This window comes from Rhodococcus sp. D-46 (assembly GCF_011290655.1).
In the GTDB taxonomy this organism is placed as follows: Bacteria; Actinomycetota; Actinomycetes; order Mycobacteriales; family Mycobacteriaceae; genus Rhodococcus_F; species Rhodococcus_F qingshengii.
Window position 1 is genome coordinate 279,860 of the sequence record NZ_JAANTF010000011.1, and the last position, 24,523, is coordinate 304,382.

Here is a 24,523-nt window from a genome sequence, read left to right on the forward strand (position 1 = left end):
GCAATTGTGCGGCACACAATTTGTGAGCTGTCTCACGGAAGTCCGTGATCTTGCGATCGCGCACTACCTCTCGGCGGTACAAATCCGTGCCGACTGTCACGCGACGGGGTTGCCTTCGATGACAGTTCTCGACGTCAGATTATTCCCCTCACGCGCCTGCGATGCATCCCAGAGTCCCGAGTAGTGACCACCGGCATACCGCAGAACATCGTGCGGGCCGTATTCAACGATACGTCCCCGGTCAACTACGACAACGAGGTCCGCTCGGGCAGCTGTCGCGAGGCGGTGAGCTACGACGACGGAAGTCCGTTTCCGGGTGACCGACCGACTTGCTTCGAGCACCATTCGTTCGGTCGCGGGATCGAGCGTCGCGGTCGCCTCGTCGAGGAGCAGAAGGTCCGGGTCGACGAGTTCGGCACGGGCCAATGCGATCAGTTGGCGTTGGCCCGCCGAGAGCCCCTGGCCGCGCTCGCCGACGGGATGATTCATGCCTCCACGCATGTCGGCTATCGAATTCAGTGCGCCGACGGAACGTGCCGCTTCCTCGATCTCCGCGTGCGACGCCGACGGCCTGCCGTACGCGATGTTGTCGGCGACCGTGCCGGTGAACAGATGGGCTTCTTGTGGGACCACGCCGAGGCGACGTCGGTACTGCGAGAGGTGGAAGTTCCGGATGTCGGTTCCGTCCACGTCGACCGATCCGGACGTCGGGTCGTAGAAGCGGGCGAGCAACTTCACGACCGTCGACTTCCCGGCACCGGTTCGGCCGACCAGAGCGACGGTCGTGCCCGGCGGGATTTGCAGATCGAAATCGGAGAGGGCGTCGACGTCCGCACCCGAGTACCGGAACCCGACCCCGTCGAGATGGACGGCGCCGTCGAGTCGTCCGGAGATCGCGATCAAATCCTCGCTGTCGGCAGTCTCGATCGAACTGCGAGTGCGCAGCAGGTCGCCGATTCGTTGCAATCCGACGTTTGCCTGTTGGTAACCATCGAACACTTGTGAGAGTTGCTGAATCGGTCCGAACAGCAGACCGAGGTAGAGCACGAAAGCGATCAGTACGCCGGGCGAAGTCGATCCGTTGGCGATCTGGTGCGCACCGACGAACACGACCGCGGCCAACGCGAGGTCGGACAGGAACGAAATGAAAGGGAAGTAGATCGAAATGGCTCGCTGCGACCGCATCCGCGATCGGCGGTAGCTTTCGGAGCGTTCTGCGAACCTACGCGCCGCACCTTCTTCGCGGCGGTAGGCCTGAGCTGCTCGCAGACCGGCGATGTTCTCCTGGAAGTCGGCATTGACGAGCGAGATCCGTTCGCGGGACTGGCTGTAGGCAACCGAGGAGATCTTGCGGAAGATCACGGTCGCAACCACGAGCGGTGGGATGACGGCCAGCGCCACCAGGCCGAGCGTCACGTCGGTCGCCAGGAGGGCGATCGAAATTCCGCCGACGGTCAGGACGCTCACGATCGCCGTTGACATACCGGTTTGGATGAACGACGAGAGCGCGTCGACGTCGGTGGTCATACGCGTCATGATGCGGCCGGACAATTCCCGTTCGTAGTAGTCCAGACCCAGGCGCTGCAAGTGCGCATAGCTGCGGACGCGGAGCCCGAACAGCACTCGTTCACCGGCTCGGGCCGTGAGCACCGTCATGACCGCCACGATGACCCAGTCTGCGGCGACCAGGAGCGCGCCGAACGCCGTCGCGATCCAGACTGTGGTGCTGTCTGCGGTCACGACTCCGTGGTCGATCGCATATCTGACGAGGGAGGGAAATGCGATCGCCGCGGCGGAGTCCAGGGCAAGGCACACGACAACCGCCAGTAGAACCCAGCGGACCGGCCTCAAGATCTGTCGGAGTGAGAACTGTGGATTCGATTCGCGCAGGCTCTCAGGAGCGATTCCGGGGTCTTCGCGTGCGGGTGGGAGAGCGTCGACTGCTGCCCGCAGGGACGGCGTCACCGCGATTCCGCTGAGCGCTCCGGCCATCGGTCCGCCCGCACCCTGCGTCGTAGCGGCTGTGCTGTCGGCTTCGGATTCCGGTGCCTGCGGCCACAACTGCTCGGTTGTCGGCTCGCTGCGGTCACGTCCGAAAGCATCGGAGTCGACGTCGTCGAGTTCGGCCGGTAGTTCCGGCGGCGAGGAGAACAGGGCACGAAAGAGCGGACATCGCGCTTCCAGTTCGTCCACGGTTCCGGAGTCGATGATCCGTCCGCCGTCGAGAACCGCGACCCGGTCTGCGAGCGTCAGGGTGGACCGCCGGTGAGCGAGGATGAGCGTGGTCTGGCGCCGTCTGGCCCGGAACGAGTCGAAGATCGCGGCTTCGGTAGCCGCATCGACTGCGGAGGTCGCGTCGTCGAGGACCAGGATCCGTGGGTCGACGAGCAGTGCCCTGGCAAGTGCGATGCGCTGACGCTGGCCGCCCGACAGCGTCAGACCTCGTTCACCGACAACGGTGTCGTATCCGTCCGGGAGTGCCTCGATGAACGAATCTGCCTGTGCCAGTGCTGCTGCGTCGCGGATGTCCTCGTCGGAGGCGTCCTCGCGACCCAGTGCGATGTTGGCGGCAATGGTGTCCGAGAACAGGAAAGGTTCGTCGAAGACCAGGCTGACGGCGGCACGAAGCTGCTCACTGCGCAGTTCGCCGATGGGGAACGTCTCGCCCGCGGTATCGACGGTCACTACACCCGAAGTCGGGGCGTAGAACCGGGGGAGAAGCAAGGACAACGCGGTCTTGCCCGACGCGGCCGGCCCCACGACGGCGACGGTCTCGCCTGGTTCTATGCGGAGGTTCAGCCCGGTCAGGACGTCGCGTTCGGTGTCGAACCCGAATGCGACGTCTTCGAAAGTGACGCCGAGCGGACCGTCGGGCAGGTCCACCGGATGGTCAGGATCGGCGATGTCCGGCTGAGCGTTGATGACGTCGTAGACACGCTCGACAGCGGCGCGCGCAAGCTGCGCCATGACGATGACCGACGACAGAGTTCGGGTGACGCCGGTCATCGTCACGATGTAGGTGGCGAACGCGAGAAACGTTCCCACGGTGATCTTGTCGTGCAGTGCGAGATACCCGCCGAGGGCGATCACTCCCACCTGCCCCAGCTGGGGCAAGGCGGCCATGGTCGGCGCGAATTTCGCGTTCAACCACGCGGCGCGAAGACGCTCCGAATACAGCGTGCGGCTGTGCTTTTCGAGTTGGTCGACGGCTCGTTGTTCCTGCCCGAATCCCTTGACGACGCGCACGCCCGTGACGGTTTCCTCGACATGTTGGGCGAGGTCGGCGGCCCGCTGCTGCGCGGACCATGTTGCGGCGAAGAGCATCGGTCGCATCAGGAACACCACCAGCCCTACTGCGGGGATGACGGCGACAGCGACGAGAGTCAACAGCGGCGAGAGCCACGCCATGATGCCGATCGCGAGCACGAATTGCAGGAGCGCACCCGCGGACATCGGCACCATCGCGAGCAAACCCTGGACGAGTTGTAAATCGGTGATGGACCGGGATACCACCTGGCCTGTGCGGATCTGATCCTGCCCGCGTCCGTCGAGGCATTGCAGCGAGCCGAGCAAGGCGAGCCGCAAGTCGTGTTGAACATCGAGCGAGAGTCGGCCGGCAAGCATCCGTCGGCCGTACTGGCACGCGAAGCGGACGACCGCGAGCAGCGCGATCGCCAGCGCGACGAACCCGATCACCTTGCCTGGGTTCTCCTGGCTTGCGGCGTCGAGCGCATAGCGGGTCAGAAGAGGAAACGAGATGTCGATCGCCGAAGCGATGACGGTCACCAGAAGCGCGCCGATGGCAACTCTTCGGTGCAACCAGCATGCGTGCGCCAAGCGGCGGATCCAGCCCGGAGCTCGATCGACCTCTCCAGCTACCGGACTGTCCGTGTTGATCGTGTTCATCGAGATCCACGGTAGACCCGGCCCCAGACAGCCTTTTCAGGTGATGTCGCGGGTCCTGGTCCGCAGCCAACCGAGCCCGCAGAACAGAACCACCCAAGCTGCCAGCATCATCGGGCCGCTCGGCCAGGACGCAAACGCGTCGACGTCGATCGACGGGGCCGCATTGACTATCGTGCCGATCGTGGCCGACACCGGAAGCGCGGCCCCGATCCCACCGAGATCCATCGCGAGCAGCACTGCGCGGACGATCCATTCACCGAAGACGAACCACAGGATGATCGAGAGGGCACCGGCCATCGACGAACCGGTGAGCAGTGCCACCCCGGCGCCGAGCAGTGCCCACAGAGCGCACGCCAGAATGCCTGCGGCGCAGATGGCGAAGAGATCGGTGGTGAAGCTGAAGTCCCGGCCGAAGAGCAACATCGCGCCGATGCTGACTACTTCGACCGCCAACGCGTAGCCGACGGCGAATACCGCGACGACGGCAAGTTTTGCGCCGAGAACTCCGTCACGGCCGCGAGCTGTGAGGAACGTCGTGGTGAGAGTTTTGTAGCCGAATTCGGATCCGGCGGTGAGTGCTCCGAAGACAGCCGCGAACACCAGGACAAGCGTGTTGGAGACACCGAGGCTGACGCCGGTGGACACGACATCGACGTCGAAGGTGGTGTCAGCCGAATCGGCCACGACTTCGACGAACGTCCGAGTCGAGGCAGCAATCAGCACGGCCACGACGACCGGTGCGATGGCCAGTGCCCACCAGTAGCGCAGGGTGAGAACTTTGAGTGTCTCCGCGCGCACGAGCGTGGTCATCGGTGTCCTCCGGAAGGTCCGTATGCGGCAGGGCCGTAATAGCCCGGTCCGGAACCGGGACCGGGTGGGCGGTGGTATCCGACCTGGGGAACCGCGTACTGCGGTGTTGTCATCGCGAGGAACAGTTGCTCGAGATCTGCGCCTTCGGTTGCGACGCCGAAGATCGTGACACCGGCGGCGGATGCCACCGGTGGGAGCACCGACGTGTCGGTGCCGCCCACGGCGAGCCGTCCGTCCTGCGTGATCTGGGCGTCGATGATTCCGCGAGCGGCCAATGCCGTGGCGAGGAGCGCTGGGTTGGAACACGAGACGAGCAGTCGACTGCGCTGCGAGCGGCGAAGTTCGTCCATGGTCCCTTGGTAGACGAGTGAGCCGGCGCTGACGATGACCACGCTGTCGACGGTCGCTTCCACTTCACGAAGCGCGTGACTCGAGATCAGAACCGTTCGGCCGGAACCGGCGAAGGTCTGCAGGAACTGACGAAGCCACGCCATGCCCTCGGGGTCGAGTCCGTTCGCGGGTTCGTCGAGCACGAGGATCTCGGGATCACCGAGCATCGCGGTGGCAAGGATCAGGCGTTGGCGCATCCCGAGCGAGAAGGTGCCGGTCTTGTGGACTCCGACCGATCTCAGACCGACCATGTCCAGCACCTGCGCCGCGCGCTGAGTCGGCATGCCGATAGCGGCCGCGTAGATCTCGAGGTGTCCGAGCGCCGTTCGTTTCGGATGGAGACTGCCGACGTCGAGTACTGCGCCGACGGTCCGAGCCGGGTTGGGCAGCAAACGCATCGGGGTGCCGTTGATCGTGGCCGATCCCGACGTCGGTGACACCAGTCCGAGGAGCATCCGCAACGTGGTCGTCTTGCCCGAACCGTTCGGGCCGAGAAACCCGGTGATCGAGCCCGCCTGAACGTCGAAGCTCAGGTCGTTGACCGCGCGCGCCGCCTTGAACGTCTTCGTCAACCCACGAATCTCGATGGGGGCAGAGAAGGATCCCATTGCGGTGTTCGTCAATGCTGCTCCCGGGTCGGCGGCGAATACGTGATGCGAGCCTACGGCCCGGACGGCTATCTGCGGATGGCCCGGCGTGTCTCCGTCTGGGGAAGCACTGCGGCATCGTCGGCAGGCATCACGATCAGGTGGTCGGTCCACCTGGCCGGTGCCGGTCCGAAGGCTTCGCGCGCATTCTTGACGACGCCCTTGCCGATTGCACGGTTGCCCGCACCGCCGATGACCGCACCGATTCCGGCCGGAACGAGCTTGCCGAGGATCAGTGCGCTGCGCTTCGCGGCGTACTTGGTCACGAATTTCCGCACGAGGGTGCTGTTCATTCCCCTCATCGTGGGTCCGGGAATCTTGCTCGTGATTGCCGTTCCCCAGTTCTTGGCTGTGATTCCGGTGGCCTTCTGCACGATCTCCATACCGGATTCGCCGAGGGCGACTGCCAGGACCAGGGCACGTCGTTGCTGGTGATCCTGTACGGAGATTCCATGCACTGACGCAATTGCCAACGTCAGCAGCGCTGACGCCTCGAGGAAGAAAGCCGATTCCGCACCGACGGCAGCGATGGACGCGACCGTTCCGACGCCCGGCACGGCGGCGGTGGCGCCGACGGCACTGCCGCTTCCGGTCACGGCGAGAATGAACATCTTCTCCATCCGCTCGACGATCTGAGCAGGTGACTCGTCGGGGTGGGCCTTACGGACATGGTTGACGTATTTGGCCACTGCGGGTGCTTGCAGGCGGCTTCCGTTGTCGAGAACGGAAACGAGGACCTTCTCGATACGCCCGCTGTCGTTGTTCGTCGACTTGCTCATTGCTGCCCCTCCACAGTTGTCCTCCTCTGAAGCGAGGTGGACCGTATCTCGAGAATAGGTGAAGTTTTCGCTGGCGGCGGTGATCACCGGGGCCATAGGCTCGTACGAGACTCGGTTTTCTTCGTGAGTTTTCCCAGGCAGGAGTTCGAGTGTTATGACCGCCACTTCGGAATCTCGTTCGACGACCATCTGGCCGACGCTGCGCTACCTCGACGCCCGTGCGGCAATCCACTTTCTGGTGAGCACCTTCGGTTTCGTGGAGAAGGCCGTCTACGGAGAGGGAGACGTGGTGGACCACGCCCAACTCGACTGGCCGGGCGGTGGCGGCATCATGTTGGGTTCGCCGCGCACCGATTCTGCGATCGCCGGCCTGCCGCCTGGAATCGGTTCGGTGTACATCGTCGTGGACGACGCGGACGCCGCCGATGCACTCCACGAACGCGCTGTCGCGGCGGGCGCCACGATCACGCAGGGATTGCGCGACGAGGACTACGGTTCGCGGGGGTTCACCTGCCGTGATCCCGAAGGTGTGTACTGGAGTTTCGGCACGTACGCAGGGGAGTAGCCCCCCGCGACCTACCTGGTGGCCCAGTGCTCTGCCGGAACCACTTCCGACGGGATGGGCGGATGAGGTGGTGTGCCGTCCCCGAACGGTCGGCCACCCAACTGTTCGCGTCCGTGCGGTTCGAGCCAGTGTGTCAATTCCGGTCCCTTGGGCACGATTCCGGAGGGATTGATCTCGGAATGCACGATGTAGTAGTGCGCTTTGATCTGTGTGAAGTCGATGGTGTCACCGAATCCGGGGGTTTGGAACAGATCGCGCGCGTAGTCCCACAGCACCGGCATCTCGCTGAGTTTGCTTCTGTTGCACTTGAAGTGGCCGTGATAGACGGGATCGAACCGCGCCAGCGTGGTGAACAGGCGCACATCGGCTTCGGTGATGGTGTCGCCCACCAGGAAACGTTGCCGGGCAAGACGTTCGGTGAGCCAGTCGAGGCGGGCGAACAGCGTGTCGTATGCCTCGTCGTACGCCTGCTGTGAACCGGCGAAACCGCAGCGGTAGACGCCGTTGTTGACGTCGCGAAAAACGTACTCGGCCACTTCGTCGATTTCGTTTCGCAGAGGCTCCGGGTACAGATCCGGTGCGCCTTCGCGGTGGTACTTCTTCCATTGCGTCGAGAAGTCGAGGGTGATCTGTGGGTAGTCGTTCGTGATCACCTTGCCCGTGGCGATCTCCACCATGGCGGGCACCGTGATTCCCCTGGGGTAGTGGGGATCTCGGGCGAAGTATGCGTCCTGCAGTCGCGGGATCTTCAGTACGGGATCGACGCCGCCCGGGTCGAGATCGAAAGTCCAGCTTCGCTTGTCGTGAACCGGACCGCAGATGCCCATCGACAGTACGTCTTCGAGGCCGAGTAGGCGGCGGACGATGATGGCGCGGTTTGCCCACGGGCAAGCACGTGCCACGATCAACCGGTATCGCCCGGGTTCGACGGGGTAACCGTCGCGGCCGTCCTCGGTGATCCGGGTCGGGATGTAGTTGGTGTCGCGTTTGAATTCACGACCCTCTTCGACGAATGTCGGTTCGCTCGCGCCGTCTTCCGTACTCATCCGCGGTCCCTCTCGTTCGAGTGTCAACTGGGCAGGTGCACGTGTACCCGAGCGTATGCCCCCAGAACGTCGAATTTGGCTTTACGTGGAAGCGTCGCTCCGATCGCACTGCCGCGACTTGTGCGTAGCTGCGGGATCAATCCGGAATCGAGAGCGTCCTCCGCAGCGAGAAGCGTTACTGCGCAGCCGATTCCGTGACGGCGATGCGCTGGAGCAGTCAGGGTCGTGAGATCTGCCACGAATCCCTGAAATTCGGAGTACGCCGCGCATCCGAGCACCTCGGTGGAATCGGTGAGGGCGGTGAACCACCGCGCCCGGTTTCCGAGGTCGGCTGTGGTGCTGTCGTCGGGTGGGCACAGCGCAGCGACGGCGAGGGCGTCGTCGATGTCGTGGGAAATCAGTAGTTGCTCGTCGGGCGGCGCGTCCGTGTAGTCGCCGAGGAAAGCGAGATCGACGGGGCCGGTGATTCTGCCGCCGTGATCGCCGGCGATCTCGAGTAGACGCGCCGGTTGCAGCAGGGCGTCGACGGAGATGTCCTCGGTGCGCTCGATGAACCACTGCGGCCCGACGATCGCACCTGAGCCTGCCAGATCGAGAACGTGGATGTCGTCGCCGACGACGCGGGCCGTGTGTGCCGGCCGAAGTGCCGAGTCGCCGAGGCCCAGTTCACGTGCCCAAGCGAGTCGGATGATGTCGAGGTGATGTTCGTCCACTCGCTACAGGCTAGTCCGATTCGAACGGGTTGATCGAGATGGACAGAGGTCGTATATTCCATGTGGACTATTTCAGGTGGAATAGTCAAGAAATAGTCAATTGCGGCTTGTCAGGGAGGGGGACTCATGGGTGACGTGTCACTGACGCCTCTGGGAATCACCGTTCTGGGCCTGCTGTCCGAGCGTTCGATGCATCCGTACGAGATGTATCAACTGGCCTCGGTTCGCCGGGGCGATCAGTTGGTGAAGATCAAGCCGGGATCGCTCTATCACACGGTTTCCCGGTTGGAGAAGCAGGAACTTCTGGCTTCGATCGGGACCGATCGTGAGGGCAACCGGCCCGAACGGACGACGTACGAGATCACCGCCCGGGGCCGTGAGGCCCTCGAGCATCAACTACGTGAGATGTTGGCGGTTCCGGTGCGGGAGTATCCGCGGTTGCCGCTCGCGCTCGCCGAAATGCACAACCTTTCCGCGTCCACCGCGTGTCAGATGCTTCGAATTCGTCTCGCGCACCTCGACAAGACGATCGCGAAATTCGAGGCCGACTACGAAGCGCTGAAGGCGGCGGAAAAACCACGAATCTTCACGGTGGGCGCGGACTACGCCCACGCACTGACCGTCGCCGAAAGAGAGTGGATCGGCGCGTTGGTGACAGACATCGAGAGCGGCGAAATGCCCTGGCTCTCACAAGAACTTCTCGACCGGCTGGCCGGCTCCGCAGGCTCGTCCGCACTACCTAAGGACTGAAGATGGAAAAGCAGGTCAATCCCTGGCACGCGCTGTGGGCGCTGTGTATCGGGTTCTTCATGATTCTGGTGGACAGCACCATCGTCGCTGTCGCCAACCCTGCGATCATGGAGGACCTCGGCACCGACATCAACAAGGTCGTCTGGGTCACCAGCGCGTACCTGCTGGCGTACGCGGTGCCGCTGCTCGTCACCGGCCGGCTCGGTGACAGGTTCGGACCGAAGAACCTGTACATGATCGGCCTCGTACTGTTCACCGGCGCTTCACTGTGGTGTGGTCTGTCCGGCAGCGTCGAGATGCTCATCGTGGCAAGGGCTTTCCAGGGTCTGGGCGCCGCAATGATGACGCCTCAGACGATGGCCGTCATCACACGCACGTTCGCGCCGAACAAGCGTGGCGCCGCAATGGGCCTGTGGGGCGCGGTTGCCGGTGTTGCGACGCTGGTCGGTCCGCTTGCCGGTGGTGTGTTGGTCGACAATCTCGGCTGGGAATGGATCTTCATCGTCAACGTCCCGGTCGGTGTCATCGCCTTCCTCCTCGCGTGGAAGCTTGTTCCGTCGTTGCCGACCAGCGAGCACAAGTTCGACATCCCCGGCGTGATTCTCAGCGCCGCAGGCATGTTCCTGCTCGTGTTCGGAATCCAGGAAGGCAGTTCGTACGACTGGAACGGATTCGTCTGGAGCCTGATCGGCGCCGGTGTGGTGTTGCTCGCGGTGTTCGTGTTCTACCAGTCGCGCAACAAGAACGAGCCCTTGCTCCCACTCGAACTCTTCAAGGACCGCAACTTCTCGCTCGCCAACGTCGCGATCACCGCGATGGGCTTCGCGATCACGTCGATGGTCCTTCCGCTGATGTTCTACACCCAGGCAGTTCGCGGACTCTCCCCGACGCAGTCGGCGCTCCTCCTCGTTCCGATGGCCGTGCTAACCGGCATCTTTGCGCCGATCATCGGCAAGCTCGTCGACAAGACGCATCCGCGCTACATCGCGGGCACCGGCTTCCTGCTGTTTGCGATCGCCCTGGGCTGGCTCGCACTGGTGATGTCTCCCGACGTCGCGATCTGGGAACTGCTCCTGCCGATCGGCCTGATCGGCTTCGCCAACGCATGCATCTGGTCACCGCTCGCGGCCACCGCCACACACAACCTGCCTCCGATGCAGGCCGGCGCCGGCGCCGGCGTCTACAACACCACCCGGCAGGTGGGTGCGGTTCTCGGCAGTGCCGCGATCGGAGCACTGATCACCGCACGATTGGCGGCTCAGGGTCTGACCGGCGGCAGTTCCGAAGCCGGAGTGGGTCACCTACCCGAGTTCGTCCGTGAACCGTTCAGCACGGCGATGTCGGAGTCGATCTGGCTGCCCGCAGGCGTGCTGCTCATCGGCTTCGTCGCTTCGGTGTGCTTCGCTCGGCCTCTGCGCGGCGACGCACACGACGACGCGATGGCCGTCAGTGCCGAAGCGCGTCGGGAAACATCACTGCACGATTGAGATAGTCGCTCGGGTCCAGGGCTCGCTTGATCGCCCACATCGTGGCTATGTCCTCCGCAGAGAGGGCCAGGTCCAGATAGTTGCGTTTGAGCGAGCCCACCCCGTGCTCGGAACTGACGTTTCCGCCGTGATCGCGAACCAGTTCGAGGACGCTGCGGTACACGGTGTCGGCGTTCGGACAGTTCAGGACGTTGAGGTGGATGTTTCCCTCAGCGACGTGTCCGAACAGGATCGGAATTGCCTCGGGCGCTCGGCTCGCGATCACCGCCGTTGCGTCCTCGGTGAAGGTGGCAAGCGAGTCCAGCGGTAGCGCCGCGTCGAATTTCAGTGGGGGACCGAACAATCCGACCACCTCGGCGAAGCATTCGCGGGCCGCCCACAAGCGCGTCGAGCCGGGGGCGTCGACCGCCACTGCCGGGGTCTGCGGTGGGCCGATGCGTTCGAGCAGCTCGGCCAGGTCTTCCAGCGGATCGTGGGCCGCGGACACCTCGGCGAGGAGGTACCACGGTCGCCCCGTCGGAACCGCGGCTTTCAAATGGCGTGCGGCCAGTTCGAGACCGCGCCCGTCCAACAATTCGAGTGCGTCGACGCCGTCGAGAGTGCGCAACACTCGCCCTGCCTCGACGACGTCTTGGAGTGCGTCGAAACCGATCAGCGACGTCACGCGGTAGGTCGGTATCTTCCGTAATTTCAGGTCGACGGAAGTGACCACCCCTAGAGTTCCTTCGCTACCGACCCACAGCGCGGGCAGGTTGTATCCGGAGTTGCCCGACAGCACTTTCGGTGACCGGCGCACAGTAGTTCCGTCGGGGAGTACCACCTCGAGTCCGAGCATCTGTTCGGCCATGTTCCCGTATCGAACCGTGTGCAGGCCACCGGCATTGGTGGACACCATGCCGCCGATCGTCGCAGTGTCCCGCGAGGCTATGTCGACACCGAACTTCAAACCGGCGGCGGCGGCCGCCGAATGTACCTGCGCGAGTGCCACTCCCGCACCGACGGTGATCCGACCGGCGGCAACATCGACTTCGCCGATGGCCTGGAGGCGTTCGGTGGAGAGCAGGACGTCGTCGTGCTCGGGCACCGTCCCGGCGACCAGACCGGTTCGCCCGCCCTGAACGGTGACCGGTACGCCGCGCGAGCGGCACACGTTCAGCACTGCCGAGACTTCGGCGGTATTTCCGGGTCGGACCAGAGCGCTGGCGCGCCCGCTGTAGCGCCCTGTCTGGTCGGTGGAACGGGTCGCCAACACGTCGGCGTCGTCGACGACGAACCGGTGTCCCACAACGTCCGCGAGTGCATTTCTCAGACCCTCCACCCGACGATCGTAGGCCGGTTCGATGTGGCAGTGTGGCGGCATGACTGCTCCCGAATCGCATCCCACCCGCCTCGAGCGCTTCACCACCGATGGTGGTGCCGAGGTGGCTGTCCTGACGTTCGCGCACGGACCACTCAATCTGTTCGATCAGGCCATGTTCGACGCCGTCATCGCCGATGTTGCAGCGCTGACCGAAAACCCACCGCGCGCTGTGCTTCTGCGCGCCGAGGGCAAGGTCAACTCGGCCGGCGTCGACGTCCATGTGTTCGACGGACTGAACCCGGAGCAGGGAGCGGAATTGTGGCGCGAACTGTTCGCCCAGATCTGCCATCCGCTCGAGGCGTTGCCGTGCCCGGTCATCTACGCGGCGCACGGGCTGACGCTGACTGCTGCCTTCGAGATCTCCTTGGCCTGCGACATCATCCTCGCGGCGCCGAAGGCGAAGTTCGGACTGGTCGAGACAGTGGTCGGTCTGACGCCGTCCATGGGTGGACCGCAGCGTTTGGCCGAGCGCGCCGGTTCCGGACGGGCTCGGGAGTTGGTCATGACCGGCGATCTCTACGACGCCGCAACCCTGCACTCGTGGGGCGTCGTCAATGCAGTTCACGACGATGTCGATGCTGCGGCGCGTGCCCTGGCGGCCCGGTTGGCGGACGGGCCCACGCGAGCCCACGACGCCACCAAGCAGATCGTGGCGGCCTGGCGTTCCGGCGGGATCGCCCACGCGGATTCGGTGACTCCCGGGGTGTCCGGTGCGCTGTTCGCCACCGATGACCTACGCGGCGCTGTCCGCAGTTTCCTCGAGGTCGGACCGGGCAAAGCGGTCTACTCCGGAAAGTAAGTTTGCGACGATTATCGCCAGAGACCTCCACGAACTGTGATCCACGTCATATAGTCGAATGGCCGGTGGGTTGTCAGTGACGTGGAGGTATCGATGCGGTCGACGCTTGTGGAATACCCGTGTTCGACTCAGCTCCTCGCCGACGCCCGTGTCACCCGTGCGGGTGACGGGGTGCTTCGGTACAGCCAACTCGACCCGTCGCTGTCCGAACTCCTCGATATCGCCGTTCATCGATTCTCCTCACGCATCGCGGTGGAGGAGGTCGACGGCGAGCAGGTCACCTTCGCGGAGTTGTGGGCCGAGGCGTCGCGGGTCGCAGGCGGGCTGAAGTCGCGAGGCGTCGAGATCGGTGACCGTGTGGCCATTCGCGTCGCCGCCGGGGTGAGGTGGATGGAGGCGTGCCTCGGCGTCATTCTCGCCGGCGGTGTTCCAGTCTCCGTGGGTGTTCATCTGAGCGACGACGCGGCGGACTTCGTCATCGCGGACAGTGGCTCGGTGTTGGTGCTCGACGGGGAACTCCCACACGGTGTTCCGTTCATCGACGACGGTGCCGCCCCGGAGGAGATGGCGATCCTCGCGTACACCGCCGATTCTTCGGGCGAAATGCTAGGCGTCGAGTTGAGCAACGAGAACGTGCTCTCCGCCATCGTCGGCATTCTGCACTCGCGCGATTACGGCGTCGAAGGTGTGCGCAATCTGTTGGTGGACAATGACTTCAAGTCGGTACGGCAGTTCGTGCACGTGCTCGCGACGTTGGTGGTCGGTGGAACGGTGGTCCTCGCCGGCGACTTCTGGCGTGAGAGTGTGCATACCGTCGACATCGTGACCGGGCGGCCCGAGGACCTGCTCGAGCCTCGGTTGCTCACCCTCGGGCCGGCGGCGCGTGCCGGTTCGAGGTCGGTGCAGTGGATCGATTGCAGCGGGTCGCCGATCACGGCCGAACAGGAAGCCAAGCTGCTGACCCTGTTCCCGGCTGCTCGGCATGTGATCGGGTGGGGCAAAACCGAGACCTGTGGGGCTGGTCTCATTCTGCCAACCGAGTCGGCACCCACCCACCTCGGAAGCGTCGGAATCGCTTTCGGTGGAATGGAAGTGGCGTTGTACGGCCCGGATGCGCCAGGTGGTTTCGGCGAGTTGTTGTGCCGTGGACCGAGTGTCACGCGTCGGTATTGGAACTCGCCGCAAGCGACCTCGACGAGGTTCACCCAGGGGTGGTTCTGCACTCACGACACCGCGCAGATCGACCCCGATGGCTTCGTCCGTATTGTCGAACGCAACGTCGCGTAGTCACGCGAGCGTGGTCGACAAACGAGAGGGACATCATGGCGGACGAGGTTCTCACCGAGCGGCGCGGGCGGACACTGATCATCACCATCAACCGGCCCGAGGCGCGTAACGCCATCAACTCGGCGGTCAGTCACGCATTGGCCGCTGCGGTCGAAGAGCTCGATGCGGACGACGATCTGTCCTTGGCGGTGCTGACAGGAGCCGGCGGAAACTTCTGTGCCGGTATGGATCTGAAGGCATTCGTGGCCGGCGAGAACGTACTCGTGCCGGGACGCGGTCTCGGATTCACGGAAGGGCCGCCGCGTAAGCCGATCATTTCGGCCGTCGAGGGCTTCGCGTTGGCAGGCGGCACGGAACTCGTGCTTGCCACCGACCTGGTGGTCGCGTCGTCCGAAGCGAAGTTCGGTATCCCGGAGGTCAAGCGAGGGCTGGTCGCAGGTGGAGGCGGATTGTTGCGCCTGCCCAAGCGGATTCCGTACCAGAAGGCATTGGAACTGGCCCTGACCGGTGACAGTTTCACAGCCGAGGAGGCCTACCGCTACGGCTTCGTGAACACGTTGACCGAGCCGGGTAAGGCGCTCGAAGGCGCGCTGGAGCTGGCTGATCGCATCACCCGCAACGGACCGCTCGCGGTTGCGGTCACCAAGGAGATCATCGTCAAGGCCGGCGGTTGGTCCGACGACGAAGCTTTCGCGAAGCAGTTGCAGGTCATGGCGCCGGTGTTCGCGTCCGAAGATGCACGCGAGGGCGCGACGGCGTTCGCCGAGAAGCGCGCCCCGGTCTGGAAGGGGCGGTAACACCGACATGGCTACACCTGTCGCAGAGCTGCACATGCACATCGAGGGTTCTCTGGAACCCGAACAGATTTACCGACTTGCCGAGCGCAATCGAATGGACTTGCCGTACAAGGACATCGACGATCTGAAGTCGAGGTACGAGTTCACCGATCTGCAGTCGTTCCTCGATCTCTACTTCGCCAACATGGCCGTCCTGCGCACCGCGGAGGATTTTGCCGACCTGACGCGAGCGTACTTCCGCCGCGCGGCTGCCGCCGGCGTCGCGCATGCCGAGTTCTTCTTCAATCCACAGGCGCACGTGGTCCGTGGTGTTCCGCTGACCGAGGTCCTGGACGGGATCATGGATGCGGTGGCATCGAGTGAGCGCGAGTTCGGGCTCAGCAGCGCGGCAATCGCCGCCATCCTCCGAGATCAGCCCGTCAAAGACGCCGAGGAGATCTTCTCCGAGATAATTCGCCTGCAGGCTCCGATCGTCGGGCTCGGACTCGACTCCGCGGAGGTCGGCAACCCGCCGTCACTGTTCGAGGACGTGTTCGCCCGCGCGCGTGCCGAGGGTTTGCACGTTGTGGCTCACGCCGGTGAAGAGGGACCGCCCGAGTACATCTGGCAGGCGCTCGACATTCTCGGCGCCGAGCGGATCGACCACGGAGTCCGGGCACTCGAGGATCCTGCCCTGATCGAGCGTCTGGTCGACGAGGAGATTCCACTGACGGTCTGCCCGTTGTCGAACGTTCGTCTGCGGGTGTTCGATTCGCTGTCGGATCATCCGCTTCGATCGATGCTCGAGATGGGTTTGATCGTCACGGTCAACTCCGACGACCCGGCCTACTTCGGGGGATATGTCGACGACAATTTCACCGAACTGGGCCGAGCCCTGGGTCTGACGGAGGCCGAGCGAGACACCCTCGCCCGGAACTCGATCAAAGCCTCGTTTGCGAGCGATGCGCGAAAAGCGGAACTGCTGCGGCACTGACCGTCAGTCGCCGAGCACCTGACGCAAGTATTCGTTGCCGAACACACGATTCGCGTCGTACTTGTCTCGAACGGCGACAAAGTCGTCGAGTCGGTCGTACGTAGGACGCAGGTCGTCGACGGTCCGGTTGTGCATTTTTCCCCAATGCGGCCGGCCGTCGACGGCGCGCGCGATTGCCTCCACTGCGGCGAAGTATTCGGTTTCGGGTCGTCGGTGGTACTGGTGTACGGCGATGTATGCGGTGTCGCGTCCGTGAGCAGTGGAGAGCCAGAGGTCGTCGGCGGCAGCAAAACGTACTTCGACGGGGAATGCGACGTTAGTTCCGGACTTCTTCATCCAGCGGTCGATTTCGCGGAGTGTCTCGGTGACGTGTTCGCGGGGGATCGCGTATTCCATCTCCTTGAACTTCACCCGGCGCGAAGACGCGAATACTCGGTAGCTGCGATCGGTGAACTCCCGGGCGCCGAGCAATCGAGACGACACGTTGTTGATTCTCGGGATCGCGGCCGGCGCCAGGGTGGCAACGCGGTTGACGCCTTCGAAGAGTGTGTTGGAGAGGAGTTCGTCGTCGACGAACGCGCGGACCTTGCCCACTGGATCGGGTTCGGTATCTCCGGGCAGTCGCGTATTGCTCTTCGTCAGGACACGGTCGGTGTGCGGAAACCAGTAGAACTCGAAGTGGTCCAAGCCCAGACGATCGCTCTCGAGGGTGTCCAGTATGTGAGACAGCGTGTCGGGTTCCTCGATTGCGCGAAGTGTGAATCGCGGGACGCAGGCGAGAGTGATCTTCGAAATGATGCCGATTGCGCCCAATCCGAGGCGGCCTGCTTCGAACAATTCGACGTTTTCGTCGGCGCTTGCGGTAACGACGGATCCGTCGGCGAGAACGATCTCGATTCCGCGAATCTGCGTGGCGATACCGCCGAATCGTGCGCCGGTGCCGTGTGTGCCGGTGGACGTCGCGCCGGCCAGTGACTGGACGTCGATGTCACCGAGATTGGCCATCGCATATCCGCGTTGCCACAAGGCGTCGTTGAGAGCATGAAGGCGAGTGCCTGCAAAAACAGTGACCAGCGCACCGTCGTCGGTCGGTGTGATCGAGTCGATTCCGCTCAAGTTGTCCAGGCTGACGAGGACACCGTCAGTGACCGCGACACCGGTGAACGAGTGGCCGGCGCCGACGGCCTTCACACGTTGGCCACGCGAAGCGGCCTCGGCGACCAACGACGAAAGTTCACGGGTATTTGTCGGCGTCGCAAAGCGACGCGGCGCGGCGCTTTGAGTGCCCGCCCAGTTCTGCCAAGTGTCCGAAGCCATTACGCAATAATGTACTTGGACGGTCGTCCAGGCAAGTATTGCGCGAAGATTTTGTCATTTGCGTTCTACGATCATTGGATGCTGAACAGGCTCCCGGCGGACGAACGCCGCACACAATTGGTCGAGTCCGCCTTGTCTATTGCGGAACAGCGCGGTGTCAGTTCTGTGACGGTAAGGGCGGTGGCAGAGGAGGCCGGGGTATCGCTCGGCGTCGTTCATTACTGCTTCGAGAGCAAGGAAGCGCTGATCGCGGCAATGGGTGAAACGCTCATTCTGCAGCTCAGTGCGTCGATGCAGTATGCGTTCGCGCAGGTCCGCCATGCGCCGGATCTCAGTGGCGTGCAGGGGCTCAGGGAATTGCTGCACATCGGCCTGACCGGAATGTGGCCGACCATCGAGGCAACCCCGGATCGCCAGTTGTTGACCTACGAAATTACCGCGCAGGCACTGCGTAGTCGCAATCTCGGAGCCGAACGTGCTGGGGCGGTTGCATTTGAGCAGTACCGAATCATGGATGAGCTCGCGGTGTCGTTTCTCGAAGAGTGCGCCAAGATATCGGGCACGGTGTGGACGGAGCCGTTGAGTTCGATTGCGCGACTGAGTCTTGCGATGATCGACGGCCTTGTTCTGCGATGGCTGGTCGATCGTGACTCCGACGCGACTATTGCCGAGTTCGGAGAAATGGTTCAGGTAATCGCCAACAAAGCCGTGGTCGCGCCTCAGTAGAACCGCCATCCTGGACATACGTCCAGGATTGGTGATTGACTGGTCGCACGCCGCGACGATTGGATCATCTGTGACCAGGACCCTTGATCGACTCACTGCTGCCACGCGAGAACTCGACCCGCCTCTGGCTGCTCTGGATCTGACCACACTGCGCAGTAATGCAGCCGACCTGGTGCGCCGCGCCGGTGGAACCCCGGTGCGAGTGGCGAGCAAATCGGTTCGTTGTCGGACGGTTCTGGCTGAAACTCTCGGCGACACACTGACCGCGTCCGGCGGATTCCGCGGAATCATGGCGTACTCACTGCGCGAGGCTCTGTGGCTGGTCGGGCTCGGCGCACGGGACATCCTGATGGGGTACCCGACCGCCGATCGTGGCGCCATCGCGGATCTCGCTGCCGACGACACCGCTCTCGCATCGATCACCTTGATGGTCGACGACGATGCGCAGTTGGACCTCATTCGTTCGGCGTCGACGGGGGATGCGCCTGTCCGCGTGTGTCTCGACGTCGACGCGTCACTGCGGATCGGCCCGATCCATCTGGGCGTACGACGCTCGCCACTGCGCGAACCTGGCGCGGTCGCCGCACTCGCGGCGCGTGCGCGCCAACGCGGATTCTCCGTCGTCGGAGTGATGTTCTACGAAGCCCAGATTGCCGGCCTTCCTGACACCAGTGCTCCGATCGGTTGGGTCAAGAAAGCCTCTGCCCGCGAATTGGCGTCCAGAAGGGGCGCTGTGGTCGCGGCCGTCACCGATGCCGTGGGTGCACTCGAGATCGTCAACAGCGGCGGTACGGGGTCGCTGGAGGTCAGCTCGGCCGATCCTGTGGTGACCGAGGTAACAGCAGGCTCCGGACTGTACGTACCGACCCTGTTCGACCGCTACCGCGCCTTCCGTCCCGATCCGGCGCTGTTCTTCGCACTGTCGGCCGTGCGCAAGCCGACGCCGTCCGTCACGACCCTGTTCGGCGGCGGATACATCGCGTCGGGACCTGCCGGAGCCACCCGCGTTCCGTCACCGGTCTGGCCCGCTGGTCTCAAACTGCTCCGCAACGAAGGTGCCGGCGAAGTCCAGACGCCGGTCACCGGGAAGGAAGCCGGAAACATCGCGATCGGCGACCGCGTATGGTTCCGTCACGCCAAAGCCGGCGAGCTGTGCGAGCGCTTCGACCGCGTGTACGTGGTCGAAGCCGACGGCACCCGAACCTCGGTTCCCACCTATCGCGGCGAAGGGCAGTGCTTCGGGTAAGGCAGTGCTTCGGGTAAGGCAGTGTTTCGGGTAAGACAGGCTTCGGCTAGCTCGTCAGCCTCATGAACGCGCCCAGTTCGACCAATCCCGCAGGCGTACTGGGCATGTACTGCGTCAACGCGTGCGATCGAACGATGATCGCGCACCACTTGCCGCGTGAGACAGCAACATTGAGACGGTTTCGCGACAGCAGGAACGACATCCCTCGCGGGACGTCCTCGACGGCAGATGCGGCCATCGACACGATTGCCACCGCGGCCTCGCGGCCCTGGAACTTGTCGACGGTCCCGACCTCGACCTCCGTGAGACCGGCTTCGGTGAGATCGCGCTCAACGGTACCGACCTGGGCGTTGTATGCCGCGACCACGAGGATGTCCGCCTGCTCCAGGGGCCGGGTTCCCTCGAACTCGCTCGGGTCGGTCCATGGCGTACCGAGAAGGCCCTGGATCTGGCGAACGATTTCGTGGGACTCTTCCGGGGAGTACGTGGAATTGCCGCGGTGATCGACGAACACCGTGTGCACTCCGGCAGCGAGTCCGTCGAGTTTTCTTGCCGCACTCACGGTTTCCTGGGAATGCAGCTTGCCCTCGTACGACAATGCGGACACGGGCGCACACAGATCCGGGTGCATCCGCCAAGTCTTCTCGAGGAAGTAGCCGAGTTCGGGTGGCAGTGCGCCGTGTCCCTCGGCGAGCCAACCGAGCGCCGATTCGTCGACAGGTTCGGGGTGAGTACCTTGGCTCACCTGCGGCAACTGCTGCGGATCGCCCAGCAGCAACAGGTTTCGCGCGGAAATCGCGACGGCAATGGTGTTGGCGAGCGCGAACTGGCCCGCCTCGTCGACCACGAGCAGGTCCAAGCTGCCCGCCGGAACACGATCGGTGTTCGCGAAGTCCCACGCAGTGCCGCCGATGACGCAGCCGACGCCTTCGGCCTCGGCGATGAATCTCGCATATTCTTCGGATGCGATGTCCTGCCATTCTGCGGTCTTGCTGCGGCTGCCCTTCTTCGCGACCAGTGCAGGGTCCACGCCGGCCTTCAGAATGCCGCCGAGCATGTTCTCGACCACCGAATGTGACTGAGCCACGACTCCGATTCGCCACTGATGTTGTTCGATCAGTGTCTTGACGACACGAGCACCCGTGTAGGTCTTGCCCGTACCAGGGGGACCCTGTACTGCCACGTAGGAATCATCGAGGTCGAGAAGTGCGGCGGTGATGGCGTCCGCGTAGTTGTTGTCGGTGCCGACGGGCGGGAGCGGTGAACCCGAGCGTGTCCTCGGGGTGCTGCGCCGGAGAATGTCGACCGCTGCTACGGGTGGCAGTTCGGGCAGGATCTCGCTGGCGCCGGATGCGGCAGCGGCGATGGACTTCTCCATGCGTCCGGTGGGAATCGGACGACCAGGTGCCAATGCGACTGGAGCATCGAGGTATTCGTCACCGCCGAGCAGTTCTTCGACGGTGACCACGTCGAGTCCTTCGGACTTGACCACGGCCGTGACCTTGACGCTGCTGGTGCCGCGTTGGGTGGGGTTCTCGCTTGCAACGGCATCGGGGGAGGGGGTTGCGTAGAGAGCGAACAGATCACTGCCCGGGCTCAAAGACGTTCCGGTGCCGAAACTTCCGGTCAGCTGAATGTGTCGACGGAACTTCTTCTGACGTGGAGTGCTCTTGTGCCAGTCCGCCTCGATTTCGGACTGTTCGACCACCATGACGTCGCGGATGTCCACCAGGTCTTCGATCGGTGTGACCAATCGGTCGAAGTGGGCCCACCAGTACGGCTTCCGCTCACGATTGTGGTACCCCACCGCAGCAGCCAGTAGAGCAGCTGCCTGCTGATCGGGGGTACGCGCCGAACCTGCCTTGTGTCCTGCGAATTCGCGGAGCGCGATCTCCGATTCGGTGAGCTCCTCGAGTGGAATCTTGATCTGCCCGGTCGGCTCACGAAGTTCGACGCCGTGTTCTGCGGCGCGCTCGGCAAGCCAATCGCGCAGGCGCAGAGTGGATTCGCAGTCGTACTCGTTGTAGTCGGAGATGCCCTGAAGAAGTTCCCTGGCCTGGTCGGCTTGTCCGCCGTCGCGCAATTCGCAGTAGTCGGCATAAGCGACAACCGAAGCGGCGGCATTGGTCACGTCGCCGTCGCGGCCGTGCTCACCCATGTAGAGCGGCTCGAGTTTCTTGATGCTGTACGAGCGTTGTCCGATCCGCAGGCACGCGCGGACGATCGGGTACAGGTCGACGAGCACGTTCTCGCTGAGCAGGGTGTCCACGGTCTGCTCGCCGACACCGTGACGTGCGGCCAAGCGCAACAGCGCCGATTTCTCGTACGCGGCGTAGTGGTAGATGTGCATGCCTGGATGAACTTCTCGACGCGCGGTGACGTAATCGAGGAAGTCGAGGAGCGCCTGGCGCTCACCCTCGCGATCGTGTGCCCAGAACGGCTTGAACACGTAGTCGTCCGCAGGCCCTTCGACCACACCGAACAGATACTCCAACCCCCAATCGGTGGACCCGTCCTCGGCCCAGAGCGGATCGCCCTCGAAGTCGAAGAAGATGTCGCCGTCGTCGGGGATGGGGAGTCCGCCGAGCGCCGAGGGTTCGTAGACCTCGAATTCGGCGTCGCCGGACACTTCCTGGCGTAGTTGAACCGCTGCCTGTGCACGGAGCTTGTCGAGTGTTTCCCGGCGGATTCCCTCGACTGGGCCGGTGCTCGCGGCGAGTTCGTCGATTGTCGTGATCCCCGAGACGATCAGCTGTTCACGCTGATTGCCGCGGACACCCGCAACCAGCAGCAGGTCTCGATGGCTTTCGACCTCGACGCTGCAGGTGTCGCATCGACCACAACGCAGGTACCGATCGTCGAGCCACTGTGTCGGTTTCCCCTCGGCGCGGTGCTCGTCGAGGACTCGTTCGAGTTCAGCTCTACGTGCCGCGAATACCGGCGCGATGTCTCCGATGTCGTGCGACGACGTGCTGCCGTCGCCTAGCAGTAGATGAACTTGATCGGAGGCGGCAATTGCATTGCGCTCCAACGCATCCGCGTATGCGGCGAGTTGTAGAAGTGCCGACACCTTGGCGTGCCGGGAGAGCTTGCTGTCGTAGACCGCGTAGGTGTCGCCTTCGCGGACGAGGAAATCGCAGAACCCGAGGAATCGGCCGTCGAAAAAGGTTCCCTGATAAATGACTGGCGCGCCCGATCGTGCTGCCTCGACGGTGGCCAACGTGGCAGCGGTCAGGCCTGCGCGTGAGTGTTCCGGTCGCGGCATGACGACGACGCCGTCTCCGTGTTGATCGATGAACTTCTGAAGCTGTTCGCGCTCGTGCGAGTCGCCGAGGCTCGACGTCCGCTCGAGCATCGGATCCGCCTCGGCGGCCTGGGCCGCGATCAGACCGGTACGGGCGTCGAGTTGCCGCAGCAGTGCGAACTCGCACGAGGCCGCAGCCGAGAGGTCGCTGGCGCTGTAGACGATCTGATCATCGAGTAGGAACACAGGGCGATTGTGCCATCGCTCACCGACAAGGCAACCCACCAGTAATCGCCCACGAGCCGCGGATACCGGTAGCGGCGTGCAGAATGACGATCATGCCTTTCTTCGACGGACGAACCGGTCAGGTGCACTTTCGGCATTGGCCGGCGGCAGGGGGTGCGGTGCCCACGGTGTCACTGGTCTTTCTGCACGGTCTCGGCCAGCACAGCGGCCAGTATCACCGCTTCGCGGGCGCAATGACGGCGTCGGGGATCGACGTGTGGGCGATCGATCACACCGGGCACGGTTTGTCGGAGGGTGATCCGGGAGTCGGGGCTCCGCTCTCCGATCTTGCTGCCGATGCAGCCGCGCTGGCTGACATCGCCTTGGCGGAACTGCCCGAAGTTCCGCAGGCGGTGATGGGTCATTCGTTAGGTGCCGTGACGGCGCTGACGATGCTGGCTCATCGCGATCACGATTTTGCCTCCGCAGTGCTGTGCGGCATCCCGCGCAGTGCGGTCGAGCAACACGGGTGGGCGGAACTCTCCGACGCGGGCATCCCAGTCCTGGTCGTTCACGGTACCGACGACCGGATCGCCCCGGTCGATCCCGTCCGGGACTGGGCGCGGACGCTGCGCAACGTCGAGATGCGCGAGTTCGAGGACGCCGGTCACGACCTGCTGCACGAGAAGGTTCACGCCAGTGTCACCAACGTCAGCCGTGAATTCCTTCTCGCGCATTCCAGGTAGTCCTCTCAGGAGAGCGCGCCGAGCACCTCTTTCGACGTGACGGGATGCGAGAACATCGGGTAGTCGTAGGTGATCGCGTTCTCGTGTTCGGCGACCGAAGTTCCGGCTACACAATCGGTGAGGGTGATGACCCGGTAGCCGTTCTCGTATCCGGTGCGCATGGTCGATTCGACGCAGCAGTTGGTCAGGAAACCACCGAGAAGGATCGTGCGAATTCCTTTGCTACGCAGAATGAAATCGAGGTTGGTGCTGGCAAAAGTGTCGAGTCCGCGCTTGCCCTCGATGACGATGTCGCCGTCTTTCGGAGTGAGGTCGTCGACGATAGCGGCGCCCCACGAACCCTTCACGAAGGCCTTTCCGTCGACGACGCCCTTGAGGATTCCGTACGGATGCGAGGTGATTTCGTTGTACCCCTCGGCGAAGGTGATCGGTGCGTGCATCACGGTGACACCCGCCGCACGGGCCGCATCGACCAGCGCGGCGGTGTTCGCGAGGAGTCCGTTCGATTCCATGACTGGTGCGACGGCCTCGTGAAGAACACCGCCCTCGGTGGTGAAGTCGTTCTGGTACTCGATGAGCACGACGGCGGTGGTCGCGGGATCCAATTCGAGCTTGTCGGTCATGGTCGGCACCTTCTCTGTTGTGGTCCGGGTCACGAATCTTCTCAATTAAACAGTTTGTCAGACAAGCAGGCAAGGGGTGGTAGCGTC

20 protein-coding genes are annotated in these 24,523 nt (G+C 63.7%); 10 read left to right on the plus strand and 10 right to left on the minus strand.

The window, feature by feature from the left end; genetic code table 11:
• Nucleotides 1–96 precede the first annotated feature (96 nt).
• The 4 genes from G9U53_RS27685 to G9U53_RS27700 form a co-directional block, all read right to left on the minus strand.
• Nucleotides 97–3,906, minus strand: a complete 3,810-nt coding sequence (locus tag G9U53_RS27685; RefSeq protein ID WP_165639639.1) for an ABC transporter ATP-binding protein — start codon at nucleotides 3,904–3,906, stop codon at nucleotides 97–99.
• Between the two features lie 36 nt (nucleotides 3,907–3,942).
• A complete protein-coding gene (locus tag G9U53_RS27690) occupies nucleotides 3,943–4,716 on the minus strand; it encodes an ABC transporter permease (RefSeq protein ID WP_058037435.1) in 774 nt (257 codons plus the stop codon).
• Entirely contained in the window at nucleotides 4,713–5,714 is a 1,002-nt protein-coding gene (locus G9U53_RS27695) for an ATP-binding cassette domain-containing protein (protein WP_007736138.1), read from the minus strand. The genes G9U53_RS27690 and G9U53_RS27695 overlap by 4 nt, the downstream gene beginning before the upstream one ends.
• Nucleotides 5,715–5,782: 68 nt before the next feature.
• Nucleotides 5,783–6,532, minus strand: a complete 750-nt coding sequence (locus G9U53_RS27700; RefSeq protein WP_003945111.1) for a hypothetical protein — start codon at nucleotides 6,530–6,532, stop codon at nucleotides 5,783–5,785.
• A gap of 154 nt (nucleotides 6,533–6,686) precedes the next feature.
• Here G9U53_RS27700 and G9U53_RS27705 point away from each other — a divergent pair, with 154 nt between their 5' ends.
• A complete protein-coding gene (locus tag G9U53_RS27705; RefSeq protein ID WP_003945129.1) occupies nucleotides 6,687–7,097 on the plus strand; it encodes a VOC family protein in 411 nt (136 codons plus the stop codon).
• An 11-nt stretch (nucleotides 7,098–7,108) separates the two neighbouring features.
• On the opposite strand, the gene G9U53_RS27710 is transcribed toward G9U53_RS27705, so the two are convergent.
• A complete protein-coding gene (locus tag G9U53_RS27710) occupies nucleotides 7,109–8,143 on the minus strand; it encodes a glutathione S-transferase C-terminal domain-containing protein (RefSeq protein WP_042450363.1) in 1,035 nt (344 codons plus the stop codon).
• Between the two features lie 23 nt (nucleotides 8,144–8,166).
• Nucleotides 8,167–8,856, minus strand: coding sequence for a GNAT family acetyltransferase (locus G9U53_RS27715; protein WP_165639640.1), 690 nt, complete (start codon nucleotides 8,854–8,856; stop codon nucleotides 8,167–8,169).
• A 126-nt stretch (nucleotides 8,857–8,982) separates the two neighbouring features.
• Here G9U53_RS27715 and G9U53_RS27720 point away from each other — a divergent pair, with 126 nt between their 5' ends.
• The gene (locus G9U53_RS27720; RefSeq protein WP_007736146.1) at nucleotides 8,983–9,606 is read left to right on the plus strand and encodes a PadR family transcriptional regulator; all 624 of its coding nucleotides are present in this window, start codon (nucleotides 8,983–8,985) and stop codon (nucleotides 9,604–9,606) included.
• Nucleotides 9,607–9,608: 2 nt separating this feature from the next.
• Nucleotides 9,609–11,093 carry a DHA2 family efflux MFS transporter permease subunit gene (locus tag G9U53_RS27725; RefSeq protein WP_003945132.1) on the plus strand — a complete coding sequence of 495 codons (1,485 nt, stop codon included), beginning with the start codon at nucleotides 9,609–9,611 and terminating at the stop codon, nucleotides 11,091–11,093.
• Here G9U53_RS27725 and G9U53_RS27730 read toward each other — a convergent pair.
• Complete coding sequence (locus tag G9U53_RS27730; protein ID WP_064444035.1) at nucleotides 11,053–12,453, minus strand: FAD-binding oxidoreductase; 1,401 nt, start codon at nucleotides 12,451–12,453, stop codon at nucleotides 11,053–11,055. The genes G9U53_RS27725 and G9U53_RS27730 overlap by 41 nt on opposite strands.
• On the opposite strand from G9U53_RS27730, the gene G9U53_RS27735 reads away from it, so the two are divergent.
• The 4 genes from G9U53_RS27735 (at nucleotide 12,452) to G9U53_RS27750 (ending at nucleotide 16,309) form a co-directional block, all read left to right on the plus strand.
• A complete protein-coding gene (locus G9U53_RS27735) occupies nucleotides 12,452–13,252 on the plus strand; it encodes an enoyl-CoA hydratase/isomerase family protein (protein ID WP_007736151.1) in 801 nt (266 codons plus the stop codon). The two genes, G9U53_RS27730 and G9U53_RS27735, sit on opposite strands and share 2 nt — an antisense overlap.
• 93 nt (nucleotides 13,253–13,345) lie before the next feature.
• Nucleotides 13,346–14,539, plus strand: coding sequence for an AMP-binding protein (locus tag G9U53_RS27740; RefSeq protein ID WP_058037452.1), 1,194 nt, complete (start codon nucleotides 13,346–13,348; stop codon nucleotides 14,537–14,539).
• A gap of 35 nt (nucleotides 14,540–14,574) precedes the next feature.
• Entirely contained in the window at nucleotides 14,575–15,336 is a 762-nt protein-coding gene (locus G9U53_RS27745) for a crotonase/enoyl-CoA hydratase family protein (RefSeq protein ID WP_003945127.1), read from the plus strand.
• 7 nt (nucleotides 15,337–15,343) lie between these two features.
• A complete protein-coding gene (locus G9U53_RS27750) occupies nucleotides 15,344–16,309 on the plus strand; it encodes an adenosine deaminase (protein WP_003945144.1) in 966 nt (321 codons plus the stop codon).
• Nucleotides 16,310–16,312: 3 nt separating this feature from the next.
• Here the strand turns inward: G9U53_RS27750 and G9U53_RS27755 are convergent, their stop codons facing one another.
• Nucleotides 16,313–17,626, minus strand: a complete 1,314-nt coding sequence (locus G9U53_RS27755) for a D-arabinono-1,4-lactone oxidase (RefSeq protein WP_165639641.1) — start codon at nucleotides 17,624–17,626, stop codon at nucleotides 16,313–16,315.
• A gap of 78 nt (nucleotides 17,627–17,704) precedes the next feature.
• Between G9U53_RS27755 and G9U53_RS27760 the strand changes: the two genes are divergently transcribed.
• The gene (locus G9U53_RS27760; RefSeq protein ID WP_020908434.1) at nucleotides 17,705–18,352 is read left to right on the plus strand and encodes a TetR/AcrR family transcriptional regulator; all 648 of its coding nucleotides are present in this window, start codon (nucleotides 17,705–17,707) and stop codon (nucleotides 18,350–18,352) included.
• 70 nt (nucleotides 18,353–18,422) lie between these two features.
• Complete coding sequence (locus tag G9U53_RS27765; protein WP_007736155.1) at nucleotides 18,423–19,598, plus strand: amino acid deaminase/aldolase; 1,176 nt, start codon at nucleotides 18,423–18,425, stop codon at nucleotides 19,596–19,598.
• A 46-nt stretch (nucleotides 19,599–19,644) separates the two neighbouring features.
• On the opposite strand, the gene G9U53_RS27770 is transcribed toward G9U53_RS27765, so the two are convergent.
• Nucleotides 19,645–23,088 carry a bifunctional RecB family nuclease/DEAD/DEAH box helicase gene (locus tag G9U53_RS27770; protein WP_165639642.1) on the minus strand — a complete coding sequence of 1,148 codons (3,444 nt, stop codon included), beginning with the start codon at nucleotides 23,086–23,088 and terminating at the stop codon, nucleotides 19,645–19,647.
• Between the two features lie 83 nt (nucleotides 23,089–23,171).
• On the opposite strand from G9U53_RS27770, the gene G9U53_RS27775 reads away from it, so the two are divergent.
• A complete protein-coding gene (locus G9U53_RS27775) occupies nucleotides 23,172–23,813 on the plus strand; it encodes an alpha/beta fold hydrolase (protein ID WP_003945142.1) in 642 nt (213 codons plus the stop codon).
• Between the two features lie 5 nt (nucleotides 23,814–23,818).
• Here the strand turns inward: G9U53_RS27775 and G9U53_RS27780 are convergent, their stop codons facing one another.
• Entirely contained in the window at nucleotides 23,819–24,436 is a 618-nt protein-coding gene (locus G9U53_RS27780) for a cysteine hydrolase (RefSeq protein WP_030536921.1), read from the minus strand.
• Nucleotides 24,437–24,523 lie beyond the last annotated feature (87 nt).

Bases quoted from the DNA above. Each gene is read 5' to 3' on its own strand.
- G9U53_RS27735 (WP_007736151.1), top strand. From the start codon at position 12,452: ATGACTGCTCCCGAATCGCATCCCACCCGCCTCGAGCGCTTCACCACC.
- G9U53_RS27720 (WP_007736146.1), top strand. From the start codon at position 8,983: ATGGGTGACGTGTCACTGACGCCTCTGGGAATCACCGTTCTGGGCCTG.
- G9U53_RS27745 (WP_003945127.1), top strand. From the start codon at position 14,575: ATGGCGGACGAGGTTCTCACCGAGCGGCGCGGGCGGACACTGATCATC.
- G9U53_RS27730 (WP_064444035.1), bottom strand. From the start codon at position 12,453: ATGCCGCCACACTGCCACATCGAACCGGCCTACGATCGTCGGGTGGAG.
- G9U53_RS27755 (WP_165639641.1), bottom strand. From the start codon at position 17,626: ATGGCTTCGGACACTTGGCAGAACTGGGCGGGCACTCAAAGCGCCGCG.
- G9U53_RS27775 (WP_003945142.1), top strand. From the start codon at position 23,172: ATGACGATCATGCCTTTCTTCGACGGACGAACCGGTCAGGTGCACTTT.
- G9U53_RS27725 (WP_003945132.1), top strand. From the start codon at position 9,609: ATGGAAAAGCAGGTCAATCCCTGGCACGCGCTGTGGGCGCTGTGTATC.
- G9U53_RS27710 (WP_042450363.1), bottom strand. From the start codon at position 8,143: ATGAGTACGGAAGACGGCGCGAGCGAACCGACATTCGTCGAAGAGGGT.
- G9U53_RS27690 (WP_058037435.1), bottom strand. From the start codon at position 4,716: ATGACCACGCTCGTGCGCGCGGAGACACTCAAAGTTCTCACCCTGCGC.
- G9U53_RS27700 (WP_003945111.1), bottom strand. From the start codon at position 6,532: ATGAGCAAGTCGACGAACAACGACAGCGGGCGTATCGAGAAGGTCCTC.
- G9U53_RS27695 (WP_007736138.1), bottom strand. From the start codon at position 5,714: ATGGGATCCTTCTCTGCCCCCATCGAGATTCGTGGGTTGACGAAGACG.
- G9U53_RS27685 (WP_165639639.1), bottom strand. From the start codon at position 3,906: ATGAACACGATCAACACGGACAGTCCGGTAGCTGGAGAGGTCGATCGA.
- G9U53_RS27750 (WP_003945144.1), top strand. From the start codon at position 15,344: ATGGCTACACCTGTCGCAGAGCTGCACATGCACATCGAGGGTTCTCTG.
- G9U53_RS27760 (WP_020908434.1), top strand. From the start codon at position 17,705: ATGCTGAACAGGCTCCCGGCGGACGAACGCCGCACACAATTGGTCGAG.
- G9U53_RS27780 (WP_030536921.1), bottom strand. From the start codon at position 24,436: ATGACCGACAAGCTCGAATTGGATCCCGCGACCACCGCCGTCGTGCTC.
- G9U53_RS27705 (WP_003945129.1), top strand. From the start codon at position 6,687: ATGACCGCCACTTCGGAATCTCGTTCGACGACCATCTGGCCGACGCTG.
- G9U53_RS27740 (WP_058037452.1), top strand. From the start codon at position 13,346: ATGCGGTCGACGCTTGTGGAATACCCGTGTTCGACTCAGCTCCTCGCC.